This window comes from Streptomyces sp. NPDC107471 (genome assembly GCF_055582845.1).
The window spans coordinates 251,078-274,873 of record NZ_JBVJPC010000002.1; the positions used below are offsets into that span (position 1 = coordinate 251,078).

Here is a 23,796-nt window from a genome sequence, read left to right on the forward strand (position 1 = left end):
TCCCCGGAGCCACCGAAGGAGCGCGCGAGACATGCAGGGCACTGTGACGATGTACAGCACCACCTGGTGCGGTTACTGCCAGCGGCTGAAGAAGCAGTTGGACCGCGAGGGCATCGCGTACACCGAGATCAACATCGAGCAGGACCCGGCGTCCGCCGCCTTCGTGGAGAAGGCGAACGGCGGGAACCAGACCGTGCCGACCGTGCTCTTCGCCGACGGTTCGACGCTGACGAACCCGTCGCTGGCGCAGGTGAAGCAGAAGATCAGCGCGTAAGCAGCGCAGCCGAAAGGGCGGTTCCCGAGCTTGCTCGGGAACCGCCCTTTCTGGTGTTGCCGTCCTCTCAGACGAAGCTCCTCGTCGGCAGCGGCTTGCCGTACCAGAGCTCGATCAGCCGGGCCGCGATCGAGATGCCGTACGGCGGCAGGACCTCGCCCGACTCGAAGGCGGCCTGGAGGTCGTCGCGGGAGAACCAGCGGGCCTCGTGGATCTCGTCGCCGTCGACGTTGATGTCGGTGGAGGTGGCGCGGGCCATGAAACCGAGCATGAGGCTGGAGGGGAACGGCCAGGGCTGGCTGGCGACGTACTCGACCGGGCCGACGGTGATGCCGGCTTCCTCGAACACCTCGCGCCGCACCGACTGCTCGATGGACTCGCCCGGCTCGACGAAGCCGGCCAGGGTCGAGAAGCGGCCCTCCGGCCAGTGCACCTGGCGGCCGAGCAGGATGCGGTCCTCGTCGTCGGTGACGGCCATGATCACGGCCGGGTCGGTGCGCGGGTAGTGCTCGGCGCCGCAGGCGGGGCAGCGGCGGATGTGGCCGGCCGCGGCGATGACGGTGCGCTCGCCGCAGCGGGAGCAGAAACGGTGGGTGCGCTGCCAGTTCTCCAGGCCGACCGCGTGCACCATCAGACCCGCGTCGCGCGCGGACAGCAGCAGGCCGGCCTCGCGCAGACCGGCGGGCCGCGCGGACTGGTCGATGCGGCCCGGCAGGGCGTCCTTCTGGAGGGCGAAGTAGCGGACGCCGTCCTCGTCGATGCCGAGGAAGTAGCGGTGCGCCTCGGTGAGCGGGGCCTCGAAGGACGGCGTCATGACGAGTTCGGTGCGGCCGTCCGCCGTCTCGTCTATGAGGACCTGGCCGCCGGAGACCACGAAGCAGCGGGTGGTGGGGTGGCTCCACGCCGCCGCGAGCCAGGCCTCGTCGAGCCGGTGGTGCGCGGCGCGGTCGATGCCGCTGGGGGCGGTGAGCGAGACAGGACGGTCGGCGGTGTGGTCGGTCCAGGTGGTCACGGGTGCTTCCAACTCCCCCGGGTGCAACGGATTGTTTCGGCGGGTGGTTCGGCGGGACGTGCGGCGCGGGGCGGCCGGTCCGGCGGGGCTTCGCGCGGCGGCCCTTTCAGTGTGCCCCTCGCGCGGTGCCGGTCGGGCGGCGCGGACGGTCAGGGCGCGTGGCTCCAGTGCTCGGCGAGATCACCCCACAGGTACGCGGCGGTCTCGACGCCCTTGAGCAGCAGATCCAGCTCGACCTTCTCGTTCGGCGCGTGCCAGCCGTCGGAGGGGACGGAGATGCCGAGGAACAGCACGGGTGCGCCGAGGACCTCCTGGAGGTCGGCGGCGGGGCCGGAGCCGCCCTCGCGGGTGAAGCGGACCTGTTCGCCGAAGGCGCGGCCCATGGCCCGTACGACGGACTGCAGGGCCGGGTGGTCCAGCGGGGTCAGGCACGGGCGCGTGGCGGCCGCGAAGGTGATCTCGTGCCGGATCCCGTCCGGAACCTGTGCGGCGGCCCAGTCGCGGACGGCCTTCTCGATGTGGCCGGGATCCTGGCCGGCGACCAGCCGGAAGGAGAGCTTGACCATGGCGCAGGACGGGACGATCGTCTTGCTGCCGGGGCCCTGGTAGCCGCCGCCGATGCCGTTGACCTCGGCGGTGGGGCGGGCCCAGACACGCTCCAGGGTGGTGTGTCCGGCCTCGCCGTGGGTGGCGTGCGACTTGGCGGTGCGCAGCCACTGCTCCTCGTCGAAGGGCAGCTCCGCGAAGAGCTCGCGCTCCCGGTCGGTCAGCTCGACGATGTCGTCGTAGAAGCCGGGGATCGCCACACGCGCGTGCTCGTCGTGCAGGGCGGCGACGAGGCGGGCGGCCGCCGTGGCCGGGTTGGGCACGGCCCCGCCGAAGGAGCCGGAGTGGATGTCCTGGTCGGGTCCGTACAGCCGGATCTCGCACTCGGCGAGGCCGCGCATGCCGGTGCACACGGTGGGGGTGTCCTCGGACCACATGCCGGTGTCGGAGACGATCACGGCGTCGGCGGTGAGTCGCCGCGCGTGCTTCTCGACCAGCGCGCGGAAGTGCGGGGAGCCGGACTCCTCCTCGCCCTCGACGAGCAGCTTCAGGTGCACCGCCGGGGCGGTGCGGCCGGCCGCGGCGAGGTGGGCGCGGACGCCGAGGGTGTGGAAGAAGACCTGGCCCTTGTCGTCGGCCGCCCCGCGCGCGTGGAGGCGGTTGCCGCGGACGACCGGCTCGAAGGGGTCGCTGTCCCAGCCGTCCTCGCGGGCGGCGGGCTGGACGTCGTGGTGGCCGTAGACGAGGACCGTGGGCGCCGCGGGGTCGTCGGCGGGCCACTCGGCGAAGACGGCGGGCGCGCCCGGGGTCTCCCAGACCTCGGCCGTGGGGAAACCGGTCTCGGTGAGCTTGGCGGCGAGCCACTCGGCGCTGCGGCGTACATCGGGTGCGTGGTCGGGCTGGGCCGAGACGGACGGGATGCGCAGCCAGGCGGCGAGGTCGTCGAGGAAGGCGGCGCGGTGCTGCTCGATGTACGCACGGACGGCGCTGACGTCACTGTCAACGGGTTGGCTCATGGTCATGAGCCTATCGGCCCGCACCGACATCCTCGGTGGGCGGTTCCTCACAGTTTGCTTGCGCGGAGCCGTCCGCTCGTCCTCCCCGGCCCTGCGTGAACAGCCGCTCCAGGGCGGCCCGGTCCGGCAGGTTCCTGGGCCGTACGACCTCTCCGGTGCGGACGTACAGGAACGCCGCAGTGACGGATTCCACAGGCACGCCCTGCCGCTCGGCCCAGGCCAGCCGGTACACGGCGAGCTGCAGGGGGTCGGCGGTGCGGGTGCGGCCGGTCTTCCAGTCGACGATCTCGTACGTCGTGCTGTCCCCGTCGCCCTCGCGGTAGACGGCGTCGATACGGCCGCGGATCACGCGGCCCGCGACGGCGAGCTGGAAGGGCGTCTCCAGGCGGTAGGGGGTGCGGTGGGCGTACTCGGTGCGCTCGAAGGCGTCCTTGAGCGCTTCCAGGTCGCGTTCGTCGGCGATCTCGGCGTCGCCGCCGGGCAGGTCGTCCGGATCCAGCATCGGCAGGGTCAGGGCCTCGAAGCGGGCCTCGACCCAGGCGTGGAAGCGGGTGCCCTGACGTGCGGCGGGTTGCGGAGGGCGCGGCATGGGGCGCGCGAGCTCCTGCGCGAGCCCGTCGGGGTCGGCGGCCAGGCGCAGCACCTGGGTCGCGGTGAGCGACGCGGGCAGGGGTACGTCGGTGACGGCTTCCCGCGCGCGCAGGAGTTCGCCGGTGAGGGCGTCGAGGTCGCGGTCCCAGGAGGCGACGGCACGGGCCTCCTCGGGGGTGAGGGGTTCCGGGTCCGCGGGGTGCGGGCGGGCCGGCGTGGTGGGCGCCTCCGGGGCCGTGGCCTGGTGCGGGACGGCCGGGCGGGCCGTGGTGAAGGTGTCCCAGTCCTCGGTGCCGTCCTCGCCGAAACCCTCGTCCTCGTAGGGCGGCTCTTCGGAGTGCTCCGGCTCATCGTCCGGCGGCGGGGGCCAGTCCGGGTCGTCGTAGGTGTCCGGGTCGTGCACGGCCGCGGGGTGGGTGTCCGTGTGGGCGGCGAGGGCCTCCAGGTGGTCCAGGACCGTCTGGGCGGCGGCCCGGCGCCGGGCGAGGGCCCTGTCGTCCAGGGGCAGGGGCCAGACCTGGTCCTCGGTCCGGCTGTGCAGGGCGGGGTTCTCCTCGTCCTCGGCGGGCTCGTCGGCCCACGCCTCGATCTCGCCGTGGCCGGCCGTGCAGTGGTCGTGCAGGGCCTGGAGGAAGTCGGACGGTCCCCGGGGCTTCTTCTGGCTGGGCCCCCACCAGTGGCCGGAGCCGAGCAGGAGGGAGCGGGGCCGGGTGAAGGTGACGTAGCCGAGGCGGAGTTCCTCGGTGTGCTGGTGGTCCTTCATGGCCTCGTGGAAGGCCTTCATGCCGCGGGCATCCCAGGAGTTGATGTCGGGGAGGGTGTCGCTGTCGCCGCGCAGCGCGTGCGGCAGCACCTTGCCCTGGGCGGTCCACTTCTCGCGGCCCTGGCTGCTCGGGAACGTGCCGGTGACCAGGCCGGGGACGGCGACGACGTCCCACTCCAGGCCCTTGGACTTGTGCGCGGTGAGCACCTTGACGGTGTTCTCGCCGCCGGGCAGGGCGTTGTCGAGGCCCTTCTCGTACTGGGCGGCGGTGCGCAGGAAGCCCAGGAAGGCGAGGAGGGTCGCCTCGTTGTCCCCGGCCGCGAAGGATGCGGCGACGTCGAGGAAGTTGGACAGGGTCTCGCGGCGGCGGGCGGCCAGCGCGTGCGGGGACGCCGACAGTTCGACCTCCAGGCCGGTGACGGCGAGGACCCGGTGCAGGACGTCCATCAGCGGGTCGGCGAGCGAGCGGCGCAGGTCGCGCAGTTCGGCGGCCAGACGCGCGAACCGCACGCGCGCGTCCGGCGAGAAGGGCAGTCCGTCGTCGTCCTCGTCGTCGCTGTAGAGGGGTGTCTCCAGGAAGGTCTCCAGGGCGTCGGCGAGCGATATCACCTCGGCCGGGTCGACCCCCTCGACGGCCTCGGCGAGCCGGCGGTCGGGGTCGTCGTCGGCGTCCACGCGCGTGTGGGACACCAGACGCCGGGCGCGCCGGCCGAGGAGGGCGAGGTCGCGGGGGCCGATGCGCCAGCGCGGGCCGGTCAGCAGGCGGACCAGGGCGGCGTTGGCGCCGGGGTCCTGGAGGACCTCGCAGACGGCGACCAGGTCGGCGACCTCGGGCAGGTGCAGCAGGCCCGAGAGGCCGACCACCTCCACCGGGACGTCCCGCTCGACGAGGGCGCCCTGGATCTCGGCGAAGTCGGTCGCCGTGCGGCACAGGACGGCGATCTCGCCGGGCGCCTTCCCGGTCCGTACGAGGTGGGCGATCGAGTCGGCGAGCCAGTCGATCTCCTCGGCGTGGGTGGGCAGGAGGGCGCAGCGCACCATGCCGTCGCGTTCGGCGCCGGGGGCCGGGCGGAGGGCCTCCACGCCCGCGTGCATGGCGCGCAGGGGTTCGGCGAGGCCGTTGGCGAGGTCGAGGAGGCGGCCGCCGCTGCGGCGGTTCTCGCTGAGGGACTGGCGGGTCGCGGGGCGGCCGTCGGGGTGGGCGAAGTGCTCGGGGAAGTCGTCGAGGTTGGCGACGGAGGCTCCCCGCCAGCCGTAGATGGCCTGGCAGGGGTCGCCGACGGCGGTGACCGGGTGGCCGGTCCCCCCGCCGAACAGCCCCGCCAGAAGGACGCGCTGGGCGACCGAGGTGTCCTGGTACTCGTCGAGCAGCACCACCCGGAACTCGTCCCGCAGGACGCGGCCCACCTCGGGGATCCCCGCAAGGCGGGCGGACAGGGCGATCTGGTCACCGAAGTCGAGCAGGTCGCGTTCGCGTTTGGCGGCGCGGTAACGGACGACCAGGTCGGCGAGTTCGCGGCGGGCGGCGGCCGCCTCGGGAACCTTGCGCAGGGCGTCGTTGGTGAGCTTGGCGCCCCGGAGGGTCAGCAGCAGCTCGGCGTCGTGGGCGCGCACCTGCTCGGGGCGGACCAGGTGCTCGGCTAGTTCGGCGTCGAGGGTGAGGAGGTCGCTGACCAGGTCGGCGAAGGAGCGGGTCAGCGCGGGATAGGGGCCGGGCGCCTCGCGCAGCACGCGCGCGGCGAGCTGGTAGCGGGTGGCGTCGGCGAGGAGACGGGAGGTCGGTTCGAGGCCGATGCGCAGGCCGTGGTCGGTCAGCAGGCGGCCCGCGAAGGCGTGGTAGGTGGAGATCACGGGTTCGCCCGGCGGGTTGTCCGGGTCGATGACGTCGGGGTCGGTGACGCCCGCCCTGACGAGCGCCTTGCGGACGCGTTCGGCGAGTTCGCCCGCCGCCTTGTTGGTGAAGGTGAGGCCGAGGACCTGTTCGGGGGCGACCTGTCCGGTGCCGACCAGCCAGACCACGCGGGCCGCCATCACCGTCGTCTTGCCCGAGCCGGCACCGGCCACGATCACCTGCGGGGCGGGCGGCGCCGTGATGCAGGCCGTCTGCTCCGGGGTGAACGGGATGCCGAGGAGCTCCTTGAGCTGATCGGGATCGGTGATACGGGCGGGCATGTCGCAGAGGCTAGCGGCGCGCACTGACAGCGGAGGACGAATCGCCCCTCGGGGCGGAGGATACGCAGGTCAGCGCGTGTGGTGCGACTGATCACACCGGCATGCTCACCTCACTCCACGACGTGGCGCCCCTCCGGCCGGACGCTGCACGAGGCCCGGAACGCGCAGTGGGCGCAGTGCTGGCCGGCGTTCGGCGTGAAGCGTTCGTCGAGGACCTTGCCGGCCGCCGTGGCGAGCAGGTCACCGACCCACTCCCCCTCCAGCGGCTCCTGCGCCTGGACCTTGGGCAGGGTCTCGCCGCCGTCCCGCTTGGGGGCGCCCTGCCGCAGTTGGACGAGTTCGGCGCCGCCCGGCTCGGGGCGTACGCCGTCGAAGGCCTCGTCGACGGCCCCCTCGCGGACGGCGAGCTGGTAGACGGCGAGCTGGGGGTGGCGTTCCACGTCGGCGGAGCTCACGGGCTGCTTGCCGGTCTTGAAGTCGACGACGTACGCGCGTCCCTCGCCGTCGGCCTCGACGCGGTCCATCTGACCGCGGATGCGCACCTCGACCTCGCCCGCCTCCAGGGTGACGTCGAAGTCGTGCTCGCTGGCCACGGGGGTGCGGCCGGTGCGGTCCATGACGTGCCACTTCAGGAAGCGTTCGAGCGCCACGCGCGCGTTCTCTTTCTCCTGCGCCGACTTCCAGGGCGCGTCGAAGGCGAGTGCGTTCCACACGGAGTCCAGGCGCTCCATGAGGACGTCGAGATCGGCCGGGGTGTGCCCGGAGGCGACCTCGTCGGCGAGGACGTGGACGACGTTGCCGAAGCCCTGGGCGACCGTGGCGGGGGCGTCGGCCTTCACCTCGCGGCCCAGGAACCACTGCAGGGCACAGGTGTTGGCGAGCTGGTCGAGGGCGCTGCCGGAGAGCACCACGGGCTGGTCGCGGTTGCGCAGCGGCACCTTGGACTCGGTCGGCTCGAACATGCCCCACCAGCGGTAGGGGTGCGCCGAGGGGACGAGCGGGCGGCCGTCATCGTCGGCGAGGGCGGCGAGCCGGGCCAGCCTGCGGGCGGCGGCCTCCCGCAGGGTGTCGGAGACGCGCGGGTCGACGACGGTGGCGCGCAGTTCGGCGACCAGTGCGGCGACCGACAGCGGGCGGCGCGGGCGGCCGGTGACGTCCTTGGGCTCGACGCCGAGTTCGGTCAGGAAGCGGGAGGGCTGGTCGCCGTCGTCTGCGGGGGCCTTCACCGCGGTGACGACGAGTCGCTCACGCGCACGCGTGGCGGCCACGTAGAACAGCCGGCGCTCCTCGGCGAGCAGGGCGCCCGGGGTGAGCGGTTCGGCGAGTCCGTCGCGGCCGATGCGGTCGGCCTCCAGGAGGGAGCCCCGGCGGCGCAGATCGGGCCACAGGCCCTCCTGGACGCCCGCGACGACGACCAGCCGCCACTCCAGGCCCTTGGAGCGGTGCGCGGTCATCAGGCGGACGGCGTCGGGGCGTACGGCGCGCCGGGTGAGGGTGTCGGCGGCGATGTCCTCGGCGTCGATCTCCTCCAGGAAGTTCAGGGCGCCGCGGCCTCCGGTGCGCTCCTCCGCGCGCGCGGCGGTCGCGAACAGGGCGCACACGGCGTCGAGATCCCGGTCCGCGTTGCGCCCCGCGGCCCCGCCGCGGCGGGCGGCCCGCTGCAGACGCCCGGGCCACGGCGTGCCCTCCCACAGGTCCCAGAGCGCCTCCTCGGCGCTGCCGCCGTTCGCGAGGCGCTGCCGGGCCTTGGCGAGCAACGCGCCGAGCCGCTGGGCTCCGCGTGCGTACGCGGGGTCGTGCACGGCCAGCCGTTCGGGCTCGGCGAGGGCCCGCGCGAGCAGCACGTCGGAGGGCGGCGGCAGGGCGTTGCCCGCGGCCCGCTCCTCGTCCCGCAGGGCCCGCCCGAGGCGGCGCAGGTCGGCGGCGTCCATACCGGCGAGGGGGGAGGCGAGGAGGGTGAGGGCGGTCTCGGTGTCGAGCCAGGAGGTCGCCACGGACGGTGTCTCGGAGGCTTCCCCCGTGTCCGACGGCGGCTCCTCGGGAGCGGTCTCGTCCGCAGAGGCGGCCTCGTCGTCCGACAGCCGCTCCTCGGTAACGATGCCCTCCTCGGGACGTGCCTCTTCCGACCCCGCCCCCTCGGGCCCTGCCTCCTCCGACCCCGCTTCCTCAGGCCGTACGACACCTACGGCTTCCTCAGGCCGTACGACACCCCCCGCCTCCTCCGCCGTCGCCACCGCCCGCAGGGCCGTCAGCAAGGGGGCCACCGCCGGTTCGTGGCGCAGGGGGAGGTCGTCGCCGTCGATGTCCAGGGGTACGCCGGCCGCGGTGAGCGCGCGGCGGACCGTCGGGATCGTGCGTGAGCCCGCGCGGACCAGGACGGCCATCTCGCCCCACGGAACGCCGTCCTCCAGATGCGCCCGGCGCAGGATGTCCGCGATGTTGTCCAGTTCCGTGCCGGGGGTCGGGTAGGTGAAGACCTCGACGCGCCCGCCCTCGCGGACCGGGGCGAGCTCGCGGTGGGCGCGGACCTTCTCCGCTGGCAGCCTGGTCAGGGGCATGCGCTGGGTCACCAGGCGGGTCGCGGCCAGCAGGTCGGCGCCGGAGCGGCGGGAGGTGCGCAGGACCTCCACGGGCGCCGTCCGGCCGTCCGCGCGGGGGAAGTCGTACGGGAAGTCGAGGATGCCGTTCACGTCCGCGCCCCGGAAGGCGTAGATCGACTGGTCGGGGTCGCCGAAGGCGACGAGGGTGCGGCCGCCGCCGGCGAGGGCGTGCAGCAGCCGTACCTGGGCCGGGTCGGTGTCCTGGTACTCGTCGACGAACACGGCGTCGTACTGGGCGGCGAGTCGCTCGGCGACCTCGGGGCGGCGGGCGAGGAGCACCGCGCGGTGGACGAGTTCGGCGTAGTCGAGGACGCCCTGGAGGTCGAGGACGTCGAGGTACTCGGCGAGGAAGGCGGCCGCGGCCCGCCAGTCGGGGCGGCCGATGCGGCGGGCGAAGGCGTCCAGGGCGCCGGGACCGAGGCCCAGTTCGCGGCTGCGGGCAAGGACCGCGCGGACCTCGTCGGCGAAGCCGCGGGTGGTCAGGCAGGCGCGCAGTTCGTCCGGCCAGCGCACGTGGGCGAGGCCGAGCCGTTCCAGGTCGGGCTGGCCGGCGAGGAGTTCGCGCACGGTGACGTCCTGCTCGGGGCCGGACAGCAGCCGCAGCGGCTCCACGAACAGGTCGCTGTCCTGGTGGGCGCGGACCAGGGCGTAGCAGAACGAGTGGAAGGTCGTCGCCTGCGGGGCGCGCGCCGCTCCTATGCGCAGCGCCATGCGGTCGCGCAGTTCGACGGCGGCCTTGCGGCTGAACGTCAGCACGAGCACGCGCGCGGGGTCCCCTCCACGGGCGATTCGTGAGGCCACCGACTCGACGAGGGTGGTGGTCTTCCCGGTGCCCGGACCTGCGAGAACGAGCAAAGGACCGCTTCCGTGCTCAACCACGGCGCGCTGTGCGGCGTCCAGACGAGGGGGAGCCACGCGGGCCGGCTGGGTACGGACCAGTCGGTAAGCGCCACGGGTCCCCTGTCGCACCTGGGAGTGCGACAGACGCCTGGTGGAGGAAGAGGAGCTCACGTGGTTCGCCGGTCCTGGTGGGTGTGCTGTCGGGCGGCCCGCCGCGCGTGGAGGGCGGTGGACGGGGGGTGAGGGGGACGCGTGCAGCCGACGCTACGCCGACGCGGAGTGCGGAAGCAGGGCTTCCGATTCATCCCGGGCGTCCCGTGCGGCCCACGAGTCGCTCGCGACCCGTACGTCCCTCACCCCACGAACGTACGGCATGCCACAGACGTGCCGTGTTTCCCCCGTACGGGCCTCAGGGTGCTCCCGGGCCCGCCGGATGGCGGAAGCTGTCAGGTGTGACCCTCCGCCCGATCGCCACCGTCCCAGCGGGCCCGCCGCATGTCGAGGCGCGGCAGATGGCCCTCGGCAGCCCTGCTCGCCTCCTTCAGGGGCGTGCCCTCGGCGCGGTACCGGTCGAGCGCCCGCAGTTCGTGCCCCGGGAGCAGGACGCCGTCCGCGCGGACCACACGCCACCACGGCACGCCTCCGCCGTACAGGGCCATGACCCGGCCGACCTGGCGGGGGCCGCCCTCCTCCAGCCACTCGGCGACGTCGCCGTACGTCATGACACGCCCCGGAGGGATGCGTTCGGCGACGTCGAGGACCCGCTCGGCGTACTCCGGCAGCGTGTCCGCGTACTCCGGGTGGGCGTCCTGAGGAAGGCTCTGCTCGCTCATCCGCCCCATCCTGCACCACCCCACCGACAATGTGACGGGCTCGCGACCGTGCGTATCCCTCGCCCGAGAACGGCGCTTCCGGCAGACTGTGCGCCCCCGCATGTGCACCCTGACACCCCCGTGTGTCGGTGGGGCATGCCACCATCGTGCGGGCGGTGACTGGTGATACGAGATCAAGAAGAGACGATGAAGCCACAGGGTGTGCACCCGGAGGACGCCGAGAGCACCTCTGACGCTTCGTCGCGCCCCGACACCGCCGACGCCGAGGAAGTGCACGTCGACGCGGTCGAGAGCGACGAACCGCTCCTTCCCGCGCGCGTGCACCGGCCCTCCGACCTGATGCGGCTGCTGGTCGGCGTGCTGGCCGTCGTGGTGCTGCTCGCGATCGCCGCGTTCGCGCACGGCACCACCTCCGGGCTCGAACAGGACATCAACAAGGGCACCGGGCAGGCGCCCGACCTGCTCATCAAGATCGCCGGTCTCGCCTCCAGCATCGCGATCCTCCTCGTCCCGGTCGCGTTCGCGATCGAACGGCTGATCAAGCGCGACGGACTGCGGATCGCCGACGGCGTGCTCGCCGCGGTCCTCGCCCACGGTGTGACGCTCGCCACCGACCTGTGGGTCGCCAAGGCCGCCCCGAACTCGATCCAGGAGGCGCTCACCCAGCCCTCCCCCGGTGACATCCACGCCCTCACCGACCCGGTGCACGGCTATCTGGCGCCCGTCATCGCCTATATGACGGCCGTCGGCATGTCCCGCAGGCCGCGCTGGCGTGCGGTGCTGTGGATCGTGCTGATGCTCGACGCGTTCTCGATGCTCGTCACCGGCTACACCACACCGTTCTCGATCATCCTGACGGTGCTGATCGGCTGGACGGTCGCCTACGGCACGCTGTACGCGGTCGGCTCGCCCAATGTCCGGCCCACCGGTCAGACGCTGATCGCGGGCCTCAGGACCGTCGGCTTCCACCCGGTCAGTGCGGCCCGTGAGGAGGTCTCGGAGAGCGCGGAGAACGGCGACCGCGGCCGGCGCTACTTCGTCACCCTGGAGGACGGCCCGCCGCTGGACGTGACGGTGGTCGACCGGGAGCAGCAGGCGCAGGGCTTCTTCTACCGCGTGTGGCGCAACCTCACGCTGCGCGGCTTCGCCACCCGCAGCAGCCTCCAGTCGCTCAGGCAGGCCCTGGAGCAGGAGGCGCTGCTCGCCTACGCGGCGATCGCGGCCGGTGCCAACGCGCCCAAGCTGATCGCCACCTCCGAACTCGGCCCGGACGCCGTGATGCTCGTCTACGAGCACACCGGCGGACGCACGCTCGAATCGCTGGACGAGGACGAGATCACCGACGAACTGCTGCGCAACACCTGGCGTCAGGTGCAGGCACTGCAGTCGCGGCGCATCGCGCACCGCAGGCTCGCCGGTGACGCGATCTTGGTGGATCGTTCCGGCGCGGTGATCCTCACCGACCTGCGCGGCGGCGAGATCGCGGCCAGCACCCTGCTGCTGCGCATGGACGTCGCCCAGCTCGTCACCACCCTGGGACTGCTGGCGGGCGCGGAACGCGCGGTGGCCTCGGCGGTCAGCATCCTCGGCCCCGACACCGTCGCCGACTGTCTGCCGATGCTCCAGCCCATCGCGCTGACGCGCTCCACGCGCGCGACGCTGCGCAGACTGGCCCGGGAACGGGCCCAGCGCGAGCGCGAGGCCGTCCTGGAGGCGTCCCAGCAGGCCAAGCAGGCCCGTCTGGAGGGCGCGCCGGAGGAGGCGAGGCCCGTCCTCGAGAAGCCCGACAAGAAGACGGTCAAGGCGGAGGCCCGGGCGGAGAAGCGGGCCATCGACGAGGCCATCGAAGAGGCGCGCGAGGAGGATCTGCTGACGCAGATCCGCCACCAGGTGCTGCTGATCAGGCCGCAGGCGCCGGTCGAACCCGCCCGTCTGGAGCGGGTGAAGCCGCGCACGCTGATCAGTTTCATCGCGGGCGCCATCGGCGCGTACTTCCTGCTGACGCAGCTCACCCACATCGAGTTCGGGCCCCTCGTCGCCAACGCCGAGTGGGGCTGGGTCGCCGCCGCCGTGCTGTTCTCGGCGTGCAGCTACTTCGCCGCCGCCATGTCGCTGCTGGGTTTCGTGCCCGAGCGGGTGGGGTTCCTGCGGACGGTCGCGGCCCAGGTCGCCGGTTCGTTCGTCAAGATCGTCGCACCGGCCGCGGTCGGCGGTGTGGCGCTCAACACCCGCTTCCTGCAACGCCAGGGCGTACGGCCCGGCCTCGCGGTGGCGAGCGTCGGCGCCTCGCAGTTGTTCGGGCTCGGCTGCCACATCCTGATGCTGCTGTCCTTCGGCTACCTGACCGGTACCGAGAAGACGCCGTCGCTGTCGCCGTCGAGGACGGTCATCGCGGGTCTGCTGACGGTGGCGGTGCTCGTGCTCGTGGTCACCTCGGTGCCGTTCCTCAGGAAGTTCGTCGTCACGCGCGTGAGGTCGCTGTTCGCGGGTGTCGTGCCGCGCATGCTGGACGTCCTCCAGCGGCCGCAGAAGCTGATCACCGGCATCGGCGGCATGCTGCTGCTGACGGCCTGCTTCGTGATGTGCCTGGACGCGTCCATCCGTGCCTTCGGCAACGAGGGCACCTCGCTCAGCATCGCCAGCGTGGCCGTCGTCTTCCTCGCCGGCAACGCGCTCGGTTCGGCGGCCCCGACACCGGGCGGTGTGGGCGCCGTGGAGGCCACCTTGACGGTCGGTCTGATCGCCGTGGGGCTCCCCAAGGAGGTCGCCGCGCCGGCCGTTCTGCTGTTCCGGTTGCTGACGCTGTGGCTGCCGGTGCTGCCGGGCTGGCTGGCCTTCAACCAGTTGTCGCGGAAGGGCGCCCTGTAGTCCGTCCCGCCCCGGCCGGAGCAGGTACCTCTTACGCCTCGTGCTCCGCGCGTCCCCGCGCGCGCGAGCGCAGGATGGGTTCATGCCGAACCCCTCTCGCCTGCGTGTCGCCGCCCTGACCGCCACCGCCCTTCTGCTGGCCTCGGGGCTGGCGGGCTGCGGCGACGACTCCGAGCACGAGGACCTGTCGGCCCAGAAGCTGGACTGGAAGGACTGCCCGGCCCCTTCCGCGGCCGAGGGCGGCGGTGACGCCCCCTCGCCGCTGCCGGGCGGCGAGGAATGGCAGTGCGCCACCCTCAAGGCCCCGCTCGACTGGGCCGAGCCCAAGGGGGACACGATCGGCCTCGCGCTGATCCGGGCCAAGGCCAGCGGCGCCGAGGACAAGCGGATCGGCTCGCTGGTCTTCAACTTCGGCGGCCCCGGCGGTTCGGGCGTGACCACGCTGCCCGCCTTCGGCTCCGACTACACGAAACTGCGCACCCGCTACGACCTGGTGAGCTTCGACCCCCGCGGCGTCGGCCGCAGCGCGCCGGTGGAGTGCCTGAACGACCTCCAGCTCGACGTGTACTTCGAGCAGGACGCCACCCCGGACGACACGGCCGAACGCACCGCGCTCCTGGACAACACCAAGGAGTTCAACGCGGCCTGCGAGGAGAACTCCGAGAAGATGCTGCCGCACGTGCGCACGACGGACGCCGCCCGCGACATGGACCTGATGCGTCAGGTCCTCGGCGACGACAAGCTGTACTACTTCGGCATCTCGTACGGCACCGAACTCGGCGGCGTCTACGCCCACCTGTTCCCGAAGCGGGTGGGGCGCGCGGTGTTCGACGCGGTCGTCGACCCGACGCAGAGCAGCGAGCAGGGTTCGCTCGGCCAGGCGAAGGGCTTCCAGCTCGCGCTCGACAACTTCGCCGAGGACTGCACCTCGAAGCCCACGGACTGCCCGGTCGGCGACACCGCGCAGGACGTCAAGAAGCGCATCGCGAAACTGCTGTCCGACCTCGACCGCAACCCCATCCCCGGCATCGGGCAGCGGCCCCTGACCCAGACCGCCGCGACCAACGGCATCGCGCAGTCCCTGTACTCGAAGGACTTCTGGGAGTACCTGACCGAGGGCCTTGAACAGGCGTACGACGGTGACGGCAGGGTGCTGATGCTGCTGTCCGACTCGATGAACGGGCGCAGCGAGAACGGCGAGTACAGCAACATCGCCGCGGCCAACATCTCCATCAACTGCGCCGACGACAAGCCCCGCTACACCACTGCCCAGGTCGAGCAGCGGCTGCCCGAGTTCCGTGCCGCCTCCCCGCTGTTCGGCGACTTCATGGCCTGGTCGATGGTGACCTGCACCGACTGGGCCGTGGCCGGGGCCGCCGACCATCCCGACGTGAGCGCCCCCGGCTCGGCACCGATCCTCGTCGTGGGCAACACCGGGGACCCGGCGACCCCGTACGAGGGCGCCCGGAAGATGGCGGAGGCGCTCGGCGCGGGCGTCGGCATCGAGATGACGTACAAGGGGCAGGGGCACGGGGCGTACGAGAGCAAGAACGCATGCGTGCAGAACGCGGTGAACGGCTATCTCCTCACCGGGAAGGTACCGGCGGCCGGGACCGTCTGCTCGTAGCGCACAGCCGACCCGACTCCCTCCGAAAGGTGCAGGTCAGAGGGTTATCCACAGGGTCGGACGGGGGATTCGTGATCGGCCTACCATGGCCGGACCGACGTTCGTGGACCGACGCGGACGGCTTGGGAGGGGGACGGGAATGGGGCGTTTCGTGCGGTGGGCGGGTGTGGCGGCCGCGGGCGCGCTGCTGGCGGCCGGCTGCGGCGGTGGTTCGTCCGACGGCGGTGGGGGCGAGGAGCGGTCGGGTGGCGCGCGGCCCACGACGACCGGCGCGAAGGCGCTGCCCGCCGCGCTGACCTCGCAGAGACTCGACTGGGAGCGCTGCAGGGCCACCGCGGACTCCTCCGCACCCGGCAGGGACTGGCAGTGCGCGACGTTGAAGGTGCCGCTGGACTGGGCGAAGCCCGACGGCGAGACGATCGACCTCGCGATGATCCGCTCCAGGGCCCGCGGCGGCGACCGTATCGGCTCGCTCCTGTTCAACTTCGGAGGCCCCGGGGCATCAGGCGTTGCCGGCATGCCCGGGTACGCCGCCACCGTGTCCCTGCTGCGCGAGCGGTACGACCTGGTGAGCTGGGACCCGCGCGGGGTGGGCGCCAGCGAGGGCGTCCGGTGCCGCGGCGACAAGGAGACGCAGGCGGCCGAGGCGGTCGACGCCACTCCGGACACCCCGGCTGAGGAACAGGCGTACCTCAGGGACGCCACCGACTTCGCCCAGGGCTGCGAGAAGGACGCGGGCGAACTGCTGGCGCACGTCTCGACCACCGACACCGCGCGGGACATGGACCTGATGCGCCAGGTCCTCGGTGACGACGAGCTGCGCTACTTCGGTATCTCGTACGGCACCGAACTGGGCGGCGTCTACGCCCATCTGTTCCCGGAGAACGTGGGGCGGCTGGTGCTCGACGCGGTCGTCGACCCCGGCGCCGACATGGTGGACCACCGCAAGAACCAGGCCCGGGGCTTCCAGCGCGCCCTCGACAACTACCTCGCGTCCACCGGCGAGGACCCCGCGCGGGGCACCCGCAGGATCGCCGACCTGCTGGACCGCATCGACACGCACCCGCTGGAGACGTACTCCGGGCGGAAACTGACCCAGGTGCTGGCGTTCACCGGCATCGTCCTGCCCCTGTACCGGGAGGACAGTTGGCCCTCTCTGACCAGCGCTCTCGCAACGGCCGAGCGGGGCGACGGCTCCGAACTGCTCGCGCTCGCCGACGGCTACAACGAGCGTGACTCCTCGGGGCGCTACGGCCTGCTTCCGCAGGCACAACGGGTCATATCGTGCTTGGACGACAAGCAGCGGCCCACGCTGGCGGAGGCGAAGCGGCTGCTGCCGGAGTTCGAGCGGATCTCACCCGTGTTCGGCCCCTTCCTCGGCTGGGACGCGGCCGGCTGGTGCCACGACTGGCCGGTGCCCGGGCAGTACGAGACCCCGGAGGTGAGCGCGCCCGGTGCGGCACCGGTGCTGGTGATCGGCAACACGGGCGACCCGGCCACGCCCTACGAGGGTGCCCGCAGGATGGCCGACGAGCTGGGCAAGGGGGTCGGCGTGGAGCTCACCTGGAAGGGCGAGGGACACGGGGCGTACGGCAACGGGAGCGACTGCGTGGACGCCACGGTCGACGCGTATCTGCTGAAGGGCACGGTGCCGAAGGACGGCAAGGTCTGCGCCAGGTGAGCGAAAGGGACCCGGCACACGTGGTGCCGAGCCCCTCCCGTCGAGATGTGGGCCTAGTAGACCGGCTTCTCGGGCTCGATCTGGTTGACCCAGCCGATCACACCGCCGCCGACGTGCACGGCGTCGGAGAAGCCCGCGGACTTCAGGACCGCGAGGACTTCCGCACTGCGGACACCCGTCTTGCAGTGCAGGACGATCTTCTTGTCCTGCGGCAGGCTCTCCAGGGCGGTGCCCATGAGGAACTCGTTCTTCGGGATCAGCTTGGCGCCAGGGATGGAGACGATCTCGTACTCGTTGATCTCCCGGACGTCGATGATCTCGATGTTCTCGCCGTCGTCGATCCACTCCTTGAGCTGCTTGGGAGTGATCGTCGAGCCGGCGGCCGCCTCCTGGGCCTCCTCGGAGACGACGCCGCAGAAGGCCTCGTAGTCGATGAGCTCGGTGACGGTCGGGTTCTCGCCGCAGACCGCGCAGTTCGGGTCCTTGCGGACCTTGACCTGGCGGTACTGCATCTCCAGGGCGTCGTAGATCATCAGGCGGCCGACGAGGGGCTCACCGGTGCCGGTGAGGACCTTGATGGCCTCGGTGACCTGGATGGAGCCGATGGACGCGCACAGCACGCCGAGGACGCCGCCCTCGGCGCAGGAGGGGACCATGCCCGGCGGCGGGGGCTCCGGGTAGAGGCAGCGGTAGCAGGGGCCGTGCTCGGACCAGAAGACGGAGGCCTGGCCGTCGAAGCGGTAGATCGAACCCCAGACGTACGGCTTGTTCAGCAGCACGCAGGCGTCGTTGACCAGGTAGCGGGTCGCGAAGTTGTCGGTGCCGTCGACGATCAGGTCGTACTGGCTGAAGATGTCCATCACGTTGTCGGCCTCGAGCCGCTCCTCGTGAAGGATCACGTTCACGTACGGGTTGATGCCGAGGACGGAGTCGCGCGCGGACTCGGCCTTCGACCGGCCGATGTCGGCCTGGCTGTGGATGATCTGGCGCTGCAGGTTCGACTCGTCGACCTCGTCGAACTCCACGATGCCGAGCGTGCCGACGCCCGCCGCGGCCAGGTACATCAGCGCCGGCGAGCCCAGGCCGCCGGCGCCCACACAGAGCACCTTGGCGTTCTTCAGCCGCTTCTGCCCGTCCATCCCGACGTCGGGGATGATCAGGTGGCGGGAGTACCTGCGGACCTCGTCTACGGTGAGCTCGGCAGCGGGCTCGACCAGGGGTGGCAGCGACACGGGGACTCCGTTGGTCGGTCAATCACTACAGTTGTTCTCCCGGTAACACTGCCATGGCCTTTTTCATTCCGAGACACCCGTTCCAATCCGCGAGACGATGTCGTCCCAGTAACCGGGCATGGTCTCCCAGGGGTCGACGCGGCCGCCGTGGTCCGTGCGGTCGGTGAACCAGATCGTCGCGGCGCCCTGCCAGCGGGCTATCCGCAGGGCTTCCTCCAGATGCGGGCCGGGCACTCCGTGGACGAGGTGGCAGAAGCGGTCGGGCGGGTAGTCGGCGGTCCACTCCGCCACCTGCGACCAGCGGTAGTCGCTCCACGAGCCGGAGAAGGTCACCAACTGGTCGGCGGTCTCGGCGTAGCCGGGGTGGGGATGGGTGCCGTGGCCGAGGACGATGTGGGCATCGTCACGGACCGCGCGGAGCGTGGTGACGGTGCGGCGGACGTCCGGGAGCGTGGCGCGGTCGGTCGGGCAGCGGCTCAGGAGGAAGCCGTCGACCTGGTACCAGTCGAGGTAGCGCTGGGCTCCGGAGACCGTCTCGCCGTGGGTGCGCAGCCCGTACGCGGTGTCCAGGCGGCCGAGGACGCGGACGCCCGCGTTGCGCAGCCGGCCGGCCGCTTCGAGGCAGTGCGGGTCGGGGCGGGCGCCGGGGCCCTCGGCGACGTCGAGGACGGCCCAGTGCAGGGGGGTGCCGGGGCGGGTGAGTTCGGCCCATTCGGCGGGGGCGACCAGGGGGTGGGCGAAGCCGGGGACGCCGAGACCGGTGCGCAGTTCGGTGCTCGACGTGCTGGTCCTCGTGCTGGTCAGATGCGGCATGCCGCCTCCATCCAGATGTCGGCCAGGGACTCCTCCAGGTTGATGCGGGGGCGCCAGCCGAGCCGGTCGCGCGCGGTGCGCACGTCGGCCTGCTGCCAGCTTCCGCAGCCGTCGGGGTACGGGTACGCGACCGGTGCCGCGTGGTCCGACTCGGAGCGGGGGTGCCCGATGGTCGCCCTGAGCGGACCGGGAGGGCCGTCGAGTTCGTGGAGGGCACCGCCGTATCCGGCGACCCGGGCCAGCACGGCGGCGGCGTCGCGGAGGCGGACGGCACGGCCCGAACCGATGTTGATGACGCCCTGTGCGGCGGAGAGCGAGGCGGCGTGGACGGCGCGGGCCACGTCGCGGACGTCGACGAAGTCGCGCTGGGCCCCGAGGCCGCCGAGCTTCAGTTCGCCGTCGCCGGACTGCATGGCACGGCGCATGGCCTCGGCGAGACGGCCGAGCGGGGAGCCCGCGGGGGTGCCGGGGCCGGCCGGCGAGAAGACGCGCAGGACGACGGCGTCCAGACCGGAGCCGAGGACCAGTTCGGTGGCGGCGAGCTTGCTGACGCCGTACGGGCCGCCGGGGCGCGGTACCGCGTCCTCGGCCGTGGAGGAGCCCGGCTGGCTCGGCCCGTACTCGGCGCCGCAGCCGATCTGCACCAGGCGGGCCCCGCAGCCGCTGCGCCGCAGGGCCTCGCAGACGGTGGCGACGGCGACGGTGTTGTGGCGGGTGAGTTCGCGGGCGCCGCCGCGGGTGGCGCCGGCGCAGTTGACGACGACGCCCGGGTGGACCGCGTCGAGGAAGCGGGTGAGGGCACCGGGGCTGCCGGACGCGAGGTCGAAGCGGACGTCGGCGTCGTCACCCCGGCCGAGGGCGGTGAGCTGGACGGCGGGGTCGGCGAGCAGGCGGTCGGCCACGAATCGGCCGAGGTAGCCGTTGGCTCCGATCAGCAGGACTCTCATCGGGCTGCTCCCGGGGCCTCGGGGGCGGGTCGGGAGGTGGTCATTGCGGGTTCTCCTTCGGAAGGGGCTTGCGAGTTGCCTCCGGCGGTGGGCCGGGGGTGCCTGCGGCGGTGTGCGGTCCAATGGGGCGGGTCCGGTGGAACGGGTCCGCTGGGCGGGACCGGGTGGGCGGGTCTCTGGGGGTGGCTGCGGTGGGCCGTTCCGTTGGGGCGGTTCCGCCGCGGGGCGGGTGGGGCCGCGTCCGCCACCGTCGGCTGGTGCTCGCGCCGGGTGGGCGACGGTTCCTACGGCGGGTGAGCGGCTGTTCCCCCTGACCAGTGAGCGACCGCCCCTGGGCGACTGCCACTCCATGACTGGTGAGCGGCTGCCCCTCCTGTGGCGGGTGAGCGACTGCCCCCGTGACGGGTGAGCGGCCGGCCTCTGGTTGGGGTGGCTGCACCCGCGGCGGGTGGCGACCACGCCTACGGCGGGGGCCGGCCACGCCTACGGCGGGGGCCGGTCGCGGCTACGGCGGGTGGGTGGCTCGGAGGCGGGTCAGCACGGGGCCTCCGCCTGGGCGTGGGCCGACGCTCTCGTCAGCTTGCGGGTCCCGTGGATCAGCAGCGCCAGGGCGCCCAGTCCACAGGAGAGGGTCTGGATGCCGCCCGGGCCCCAGAGGTCCACGAGGGCGTCCACCGGCGCGGCCAGGAAGCCGCAGCCCGGCAGGCGGGAGGCGAAGGACGCGGCCAGGGTGGTCGCCTCGGCGGCGACGGCGGCGGTGAGGACCACTGCGGGGGCGTGGGTGAAGCCGTGGACGGTGAGGAGGCGGGCGAGGAAGAGGAGGGCGCCCAGGGCGATGACCTGGGAGTGGGCGGTGGGTTCGGCCAGCACGGCCCCGGCCAGGGCCGACAGTGCCGTCAGGGCGCACAGGTACAGGGCGAACGTGCCGAACAGCAGGGGTCGTACGGAGGCCGCGAAGTCCTCCAGGCCCCGGCTGACGGTCAGTCGGGCGCGGGCGCGCCTCCCGAAGAGGTGGGCGGACCAGGCCGCCGGGGCGCAGGACAGGGTGAGGGCGAGGACAGGGGCGGTGGCCATGGGCCAGGGACCGTCGGCGGCGCCGGTCGGCAGGGCGTCGGGGCCGCCGGTCACGGCCGCCGCGAGGAGTCCGTCGCCGAGGGTGGCGTAGGCGAGGAGCCAGTACGTCCAGGTGGAGGTGCCGGTGGTGGGTGCGCGGTCGGGCGTGCCGAGGGGGCCGCGGGCCAGGGCCGCGCGCATGGCCAGGGACACGGCCAGGAAGCCCACCAGGGCAGCGACCAGGCGGGACTGGCCGTCGGTGAGGCGGATGCCGACCGCCGTGGCCGCGCAGAGGGCGCCGGGGAGGAGGGTGAGCAGAGCCCGGTCGGCGCGGGGCCGGGGTGTCCGCTGGGGCGTGGTGGGCGGGGGCGTCTCGCCGTCTCTGGGGACGCGGGCGTACATCTCCTCGGCGAGGGAGAAGACGTCCCGGTGCCGGAAGCGGACCGCGGTGCGGTCGGTGACGCCGTGCGCCTCCAGGCCCGCGGCGATCTCCAGGGGGTCGACGGCCCGTTCGCACAGCTCGCGGTGACGGTGCATCAGGGCCTTCACCGGGTCTGCTGCGGAACGGCGGGCGGGGCCGGGGGTGGTGGGCTTGAGGCCGGTGGAGATCTCGGGGGCGCGGGGGGCGGACGTCGTCGACGGGGTGGGCGGGGCCGGGTCCGCGGAGGGGGCGGCGACCCGGGGCAGGTGGGTGTCGTCCGGCTGCGCCTCTTCGGCCGCCTCGGATTCTTCGGCCACCTTGGACTCGCCGTTCATCCCAGCGTCTTCGGCTGCCTGGGACTCGCCGCGCATCTCCGACTCGCCAGCCGTCTCAGCCTCCTCGGCCACCTCGGACTCGCCAGCCGTCTCAGCCTCTTCGGCCACCTCGGACTCACCAGCCGTCTCAGGCTCGCCGGATGCCTCGAAGTCGCCTGACACTTCGGCCCCGTCCGAAACCCCGGACACGCGAGACACCCCGGACTCCCCGACTACCTCAGGCACCCCAGCGCTCTCCCCCGCCCCCCGCGCCGGCCTCGTCGACCGCACCGGCCCCTCCGTCACCCAGTCCTCCGACTCGGTGTCCCACGGCCCGGGGCTGGCCGGGGTGCCCGGGCGGTCCAGTCCTACGTCGCTCATCCGGTCGCTCCTTCCGTGGCGGCGAAGGGAGGTGTCGCGCGGACCGGGGGCCCGGCGGCCCAGCCGGGGCCGCCCCGGGCCACCACCCGGGTGTTGAGCTCGGCCCAGCGGCCGGGCACGTGGGCTTCGGCGGGGGCGGCGAAGGGCAGCGGCTCGCCGGTGTCGTCCAGGACGACCCGGCGGACCGGGGTGTGCGAGACGATCTCCAGGTAAATGCCGTGAAATGCCGCGACGTTCTGCTCCACGGTGAACAGTTCGAGTGCGCGGGCGCGGGCGGCGGCCCCCAGGCGCTCCCGGCGCTCGGGGTCGCGCAGCAGCGTGACGCATGCCTCCGCGAGCGCTTTCGGGTTGCGCGGCGGGACGACGAGCCCGGTGCCGCCGATGGCCTCCACCACCGCCCCGACGTCGGTGGACACGGTGGCCCGGCCGCAGAACATGGCTTCGACGAGGCTGATCGGGAAGCCCTCGACGACGCTGGACAGGACGGTGATCGCGCCCGAGGCGTAGGCGTCGGCGAGTGTCGGCACCTCGGGGCCGCCGATCTCCTCGAAGGAGACGGGGTTGTCGCCGACGGCGTGCAGCCCCTCGGCCTCGTCCGGGAAGAGCTGAGCGGCCAGCGCCTTGCAGTGCCCCAGATAGGCGGTGCCCTCGGGGCCGGTGGGCGCGCCGACGATCCGCAGCCGGGACTTGGGCTCCTCCTTGCGGACCTCCGCGAAGGCGTGCAGCAGGGAGATCAGGTCCTTGGCGGGTTCGACCCGGCCGACCCAGACCAGCGTGTCCGGGTTCGCGCACTCCGCGGACTCGCCCACCTCCGTGAAGCGGGTGGCGTCCATGCCGGGGTGGACCGTGCGCAGTTTCTCGCGGTCGGCGCCGCAGCGCTCCTGCCAGCGGCGGGTGTGGCTGTTGCCGGGCGTGACGACCGCGGCCCGCCGGTAGGTCTCGGTGGCGAGCCGGCCGTGGAAGGCGGCGAGCAGGGTCCGTACGGCGGGCGGGGAGTCGGTGTCGGCGAGGTAGTGCGTGCGCAGCTTCACGCCGTACTCCGTCACCAGCAGCGGGACGCCGGTGAAGTGCTGGGCGAGGAGTCCGGGCAGGGCGGCGGGGCCGCCGGAGGTCGCGTGGCACAGGTCGACCGCGCCGAGGCCGTCGTCCTCGTACCAGTCGAGCGAGAGGGGGCGCAGGGCGCGCTCCAGGTGGGCGGCCACGGCGAGGAGATCCGGCACCCGGGCCGCGCGCGCCGTCTGCCGGGCGCCGGGTGCACGACAGGCGCGTTCCAGGGCGCGTACGGCGGTCTCGGAGCGGAGCGCACCGACCAGTCCGCCCTCGTCGCGGGCGAGTTCGGCGAGGGAGTACAGGGCGCTGGCGAAACGGTCCGCCTCAGCGGCCGGCGACTCCCCCGAGGCGTCGCCGACGGTTCCCTCGCACAGTGCCGCAGCCAACTGGCCGTAGGACTCGGCGAACCGGCGGCGCGCGCGCCGTCCGTACACCACGCCGTCGTCCTCCGCGGTCCACAGCGGGGCCGTGATGACCCTGCCGACCTGCGGCGGCAGCCGGACCCAGCCCTCGTCCTCCTGGCGCTCGCTGCGGCTGAGCGCGTAGATGTCGAACTCGTGCTGCTCGAGCCCGCGCACGAGCCGGTCGCACCAGAGCCCGGCGTCACCGCCCACATACGGATAGCCACCCTCCGTAAGCAGTCCTATGCGCACAAGTGCACCCCCGATCTCCCGTATGAGGAGCCGCCGTTGGCCCGGCGGCTCGCAGCGGGACGAAGGTATGCGGACAAGACGGTGGCGCGACGGACGGTTGTCCATCGCG

14 protein-coding genes are annotated in these 23,796 nt (G+C 73.0%); 4 read left to right on the forward strand and 10 right to left on the reverse strand.

Going from position 1 to position 23,796, the window contains the following annotated elements:
- The first annotated feature begins 31 nt into the window (after positions 1–31).
- Complete coding sequence (locus ACZ66S_RS06060; protein WP_037719776.1) at positions 32–274, forward strand: mycoredoxin; 243 nt, start codon at positions 32–34, stop codon at positions 272–274.
- A gap of 67 nt (positions 275–341) precedes the next feature.
- Here ACZ66S_RS06060 and nudC read toward each other — a convergent pair whose 3' ends face one another.
- The 5 genes from nudC to ACZ66S_RS06085 all read right to left on the reverse strand — a co-directional run bounded on the left by nudC (position 342) and on the right by ACZ66S_RS06085 (position 10,647).
- Complete coding sequence (gene nudC, locus ACZ66S_RS06065; protein ID WP_469899993.1) at positions 342–1,286, reverse strand: NAD(+) diphosphatase; 945 nt, start codon at positions 1,284–1,286, stop codon at positions 342–344.
- Between the two features lie 149 nt (positions 1,287–1,435).
- A complete protein-coding gene (locus tag ACZ66S_RS06070) occupies positions 1,436–2,854 on the reverse strand; it encodes a dipeptidase (protein WP_469899994.1) in 1,419 nt (472 codons plus the stop codon).
- 4 nt (positions 2,855–2,858) lie between these two features.
- On the reverse strand, positions 2,859–6,374 hold the full coding sequence (locus ACZ66S_RS06075; RefSeq protein ID WP_469899995.1) for a UvrD-helicase domain-containing protein: 3,516 nt from the start codon (positions 6,372–6,374) through the stop codon (positions 2,859–2,861).
- Positions 6,375–6,484: 110 nt separating this feature from the next.
- A complete protein-coding gene (locus ACZ66S_RS06080) occupies positions 6,485–9,985 on the reverse strand; it encodes an ATP-dependent helicase (protein WP_469899997.1) in 3,501 nt (1,166 codons plus the stop codon).
- Positions 9,986–10,260: 275 nt separating this feature from the next.
- Positions 10,261–10,647, reverse strand: coding sequence for an MGMT family protein (locus ACZ66S_RS06085; RefSeq protein WP_469899998.1), 387 nt, complete (start codon positions 10,645–10,647; stop codon positions 10,261–10,263).
- A gap of 186 nt (positions 10,648–10,833) precedes the next feature.
- Between ACZ66S_RS06085 and ACZ66S_RS06090 the strand changes: the two genes are divergently transcribed.
- The 3 genes from ACZ66S_RS06090 to ACZ66S_RS06100 all read left to right on the forward strand — a co-directional run bounded on the left by ACZ66S_RS06090 (position 10,834) and on the right by ACZ66S_RS06100 (position 16,823).
- Positions 10,834–13,515: a lysylphosphatidylglycerol synthase domain-containing protein gene (locus ACZ66S_RS06090; RefSeq protein WP_469899999.1), complete on the forward strand. Its 2,682-nt coding sequence runs from the start codon at positions 10,834–10,836 to the stop codon at positions 13,513–13,515.
- Positions 13,516–13,597: 82 nt separating this feature from the next.
- On the forward strand, positions 13,598–15,142 hold the full coding sequence (locus ACZ66S_RS06095) for an alpha/beta hydrolase (protein WP_469900001.1): 1,545 nt from the start codon (positions 13,598–13,600) through the stop codon (positions 15,140–15,142).
- A gap of 139 nt (positions 15,143–15,281) precedes the next feature.
- Positions 15,282–16,823 (forward strand): alpha/beta hydrolase, encoded by a 1,542-nt coding sequence (locus ACZ66S_RS06100; protein ID WP_469900002.1) that lies wholly within the window; start codon positions 15,282–15,284, stop codon positions 16,821–16,823.
- A 53-nt stretch (positions 16,824–16,876) separates the two neighbouring features.
- Here the strand turns inward: ACZ66S_RS06100 and moeZ are convergent, their stop codons facing one another.
- The 5 genes from moeZ to ACZ66S_RS06125 form a co-directional block, all read right to left on the reverse strand.
- A complete protein-coding gene (gene moeZ, locus ACZ66S_RS06105) occupies positions 16,877–18,055 on the reverse strand; it encodes an adenylyltransferase/sulfurtransferase MoeZ (RefSeq protein WP_365462878.1) in 1,179 nt (392 codons plus the stop codon).
- Between the two features lie 63 nt (positions 18,056–18,118).
- Positions 18,119–18,868, reverse strand: coding sequence for a spherulation-specific family 4 protein (locus ACZ66S_RS06110; protein WP_469900004.1), 750 nt, complete (start codon positions 18,866–18,868; stop codon positions 18,119–18,121).
- Positions 18,856–19,815, reverse strand: a complete 960-nt coding sequence (locus ACZ66S_RS06115; protein ID WP_037719791.1) for an NAD-dependent epimerase/dehydratase family protein — start codon at positions 19,813–19,815, stop codon at positions 18,856–18,858. Before ACZ66S_RS06115 ends, ACZ66S_RS06110 begins: the two co-directional genes overlap by 13 nt.
- Positions 19,816–20,349: 534 nt before the next feature.
- Positions 20,350–21,732: a hypothetical protein gene (locus tag ACZ66S_RS06120; protein WP_469900006.1), complete on the reverse strand. Its 1,383-nt coding sequence runs from the start codon at positions 21,730–21,732 to the stop codon at positions 20,350–20,352.
- Positions 21,733–21,980: 248 nt separating this feature from the next.
- On the reverse strand, positions 21,981–23,687 hold the full coding sequence (locus ACZ66S_RS06125) for a DUF3492 domain-containing protein (protein ID WP_469900007.1): 1,707 nt from the start codon (positions 23,685–23,687) through the stop codon (positions 21,981–21,983).
- Positions 23,688–23,796 lie beyond the last annotated feature (109 nt).

What these genes read in the sequence shown, in the direction of transcription:
- ACZ66S_RS06085 (WP_469899998.1), bottom strand. Translation starts at nt 10,647, where the DNA reads ATGAGCGAGCAGAGCCTTCCTCAGGACGCCCACCCGGAGTACGCGGAC.
- ACZ66S_RS06075 (WP_469899995.1), bottom strand. Translation starts at nt 6,374, where the DNA reads ATGCCCGCCCGTATCACCGATCCCGATCAGCTCAAGGAGCTCCTCGGC.
- ACZ66S_RS06110 (WP_469900004.1), bottom strand. Translation starts at nt 18,868, where the DNA reads ATGCCGCATCTGACCAGCACGAGGACCAGCACGTCGAGCACCGAACTG.
- ACZ66S_RS06090 (WP_469899999.1), top strand. Translation starts at nt 10,834, where the DNA reads ATGAAGCCACAGGGTGTGCACCCGGAGGACGCCGAGAGCACCTCTGAC.
- ACZ66S_RS06060 (WP_037719776.1), top strand. Translation starts at nt 32, where the DNA reads ATGCAGGGCACTGTGACGATGTACAGCACCACCTGGTGCGGTTACTGC.
- ACZ66S_RS06115 (WP_037719791.1), bottom strand. Translation starts at nt 19,815, where the DNA reads ATGAGAGTCCTGCTGATCGGAGCCAACGGCTACCTCGGCCGATTCGTG.
- ACZ66S_RS06095 (WP_469900001.1), top strand. Translation starts at nt 13,598, where the DNA reads ATGCCGAACCCCTCTCGCCTGCGTGTCGCCGCCCTGACCGCCACCGCC.
- ACZ66S_RS06070 (WP_469899994.1), bottom strand. Translation starts at nt 2,854, where the DNA reads ATGACCATGAGCCAACCCGTTGACAGTGACGTCAGCGCCGTCCGTGCG.
- ACZ66S_RS06100 (WP_469900002.1), top strand. Translation starts at nt 15,282, where the DNA reads ATGGGGCGTTTCGTGCGGTGGGCGGGTGTGGCGGCCGCGGGCGCGCTG.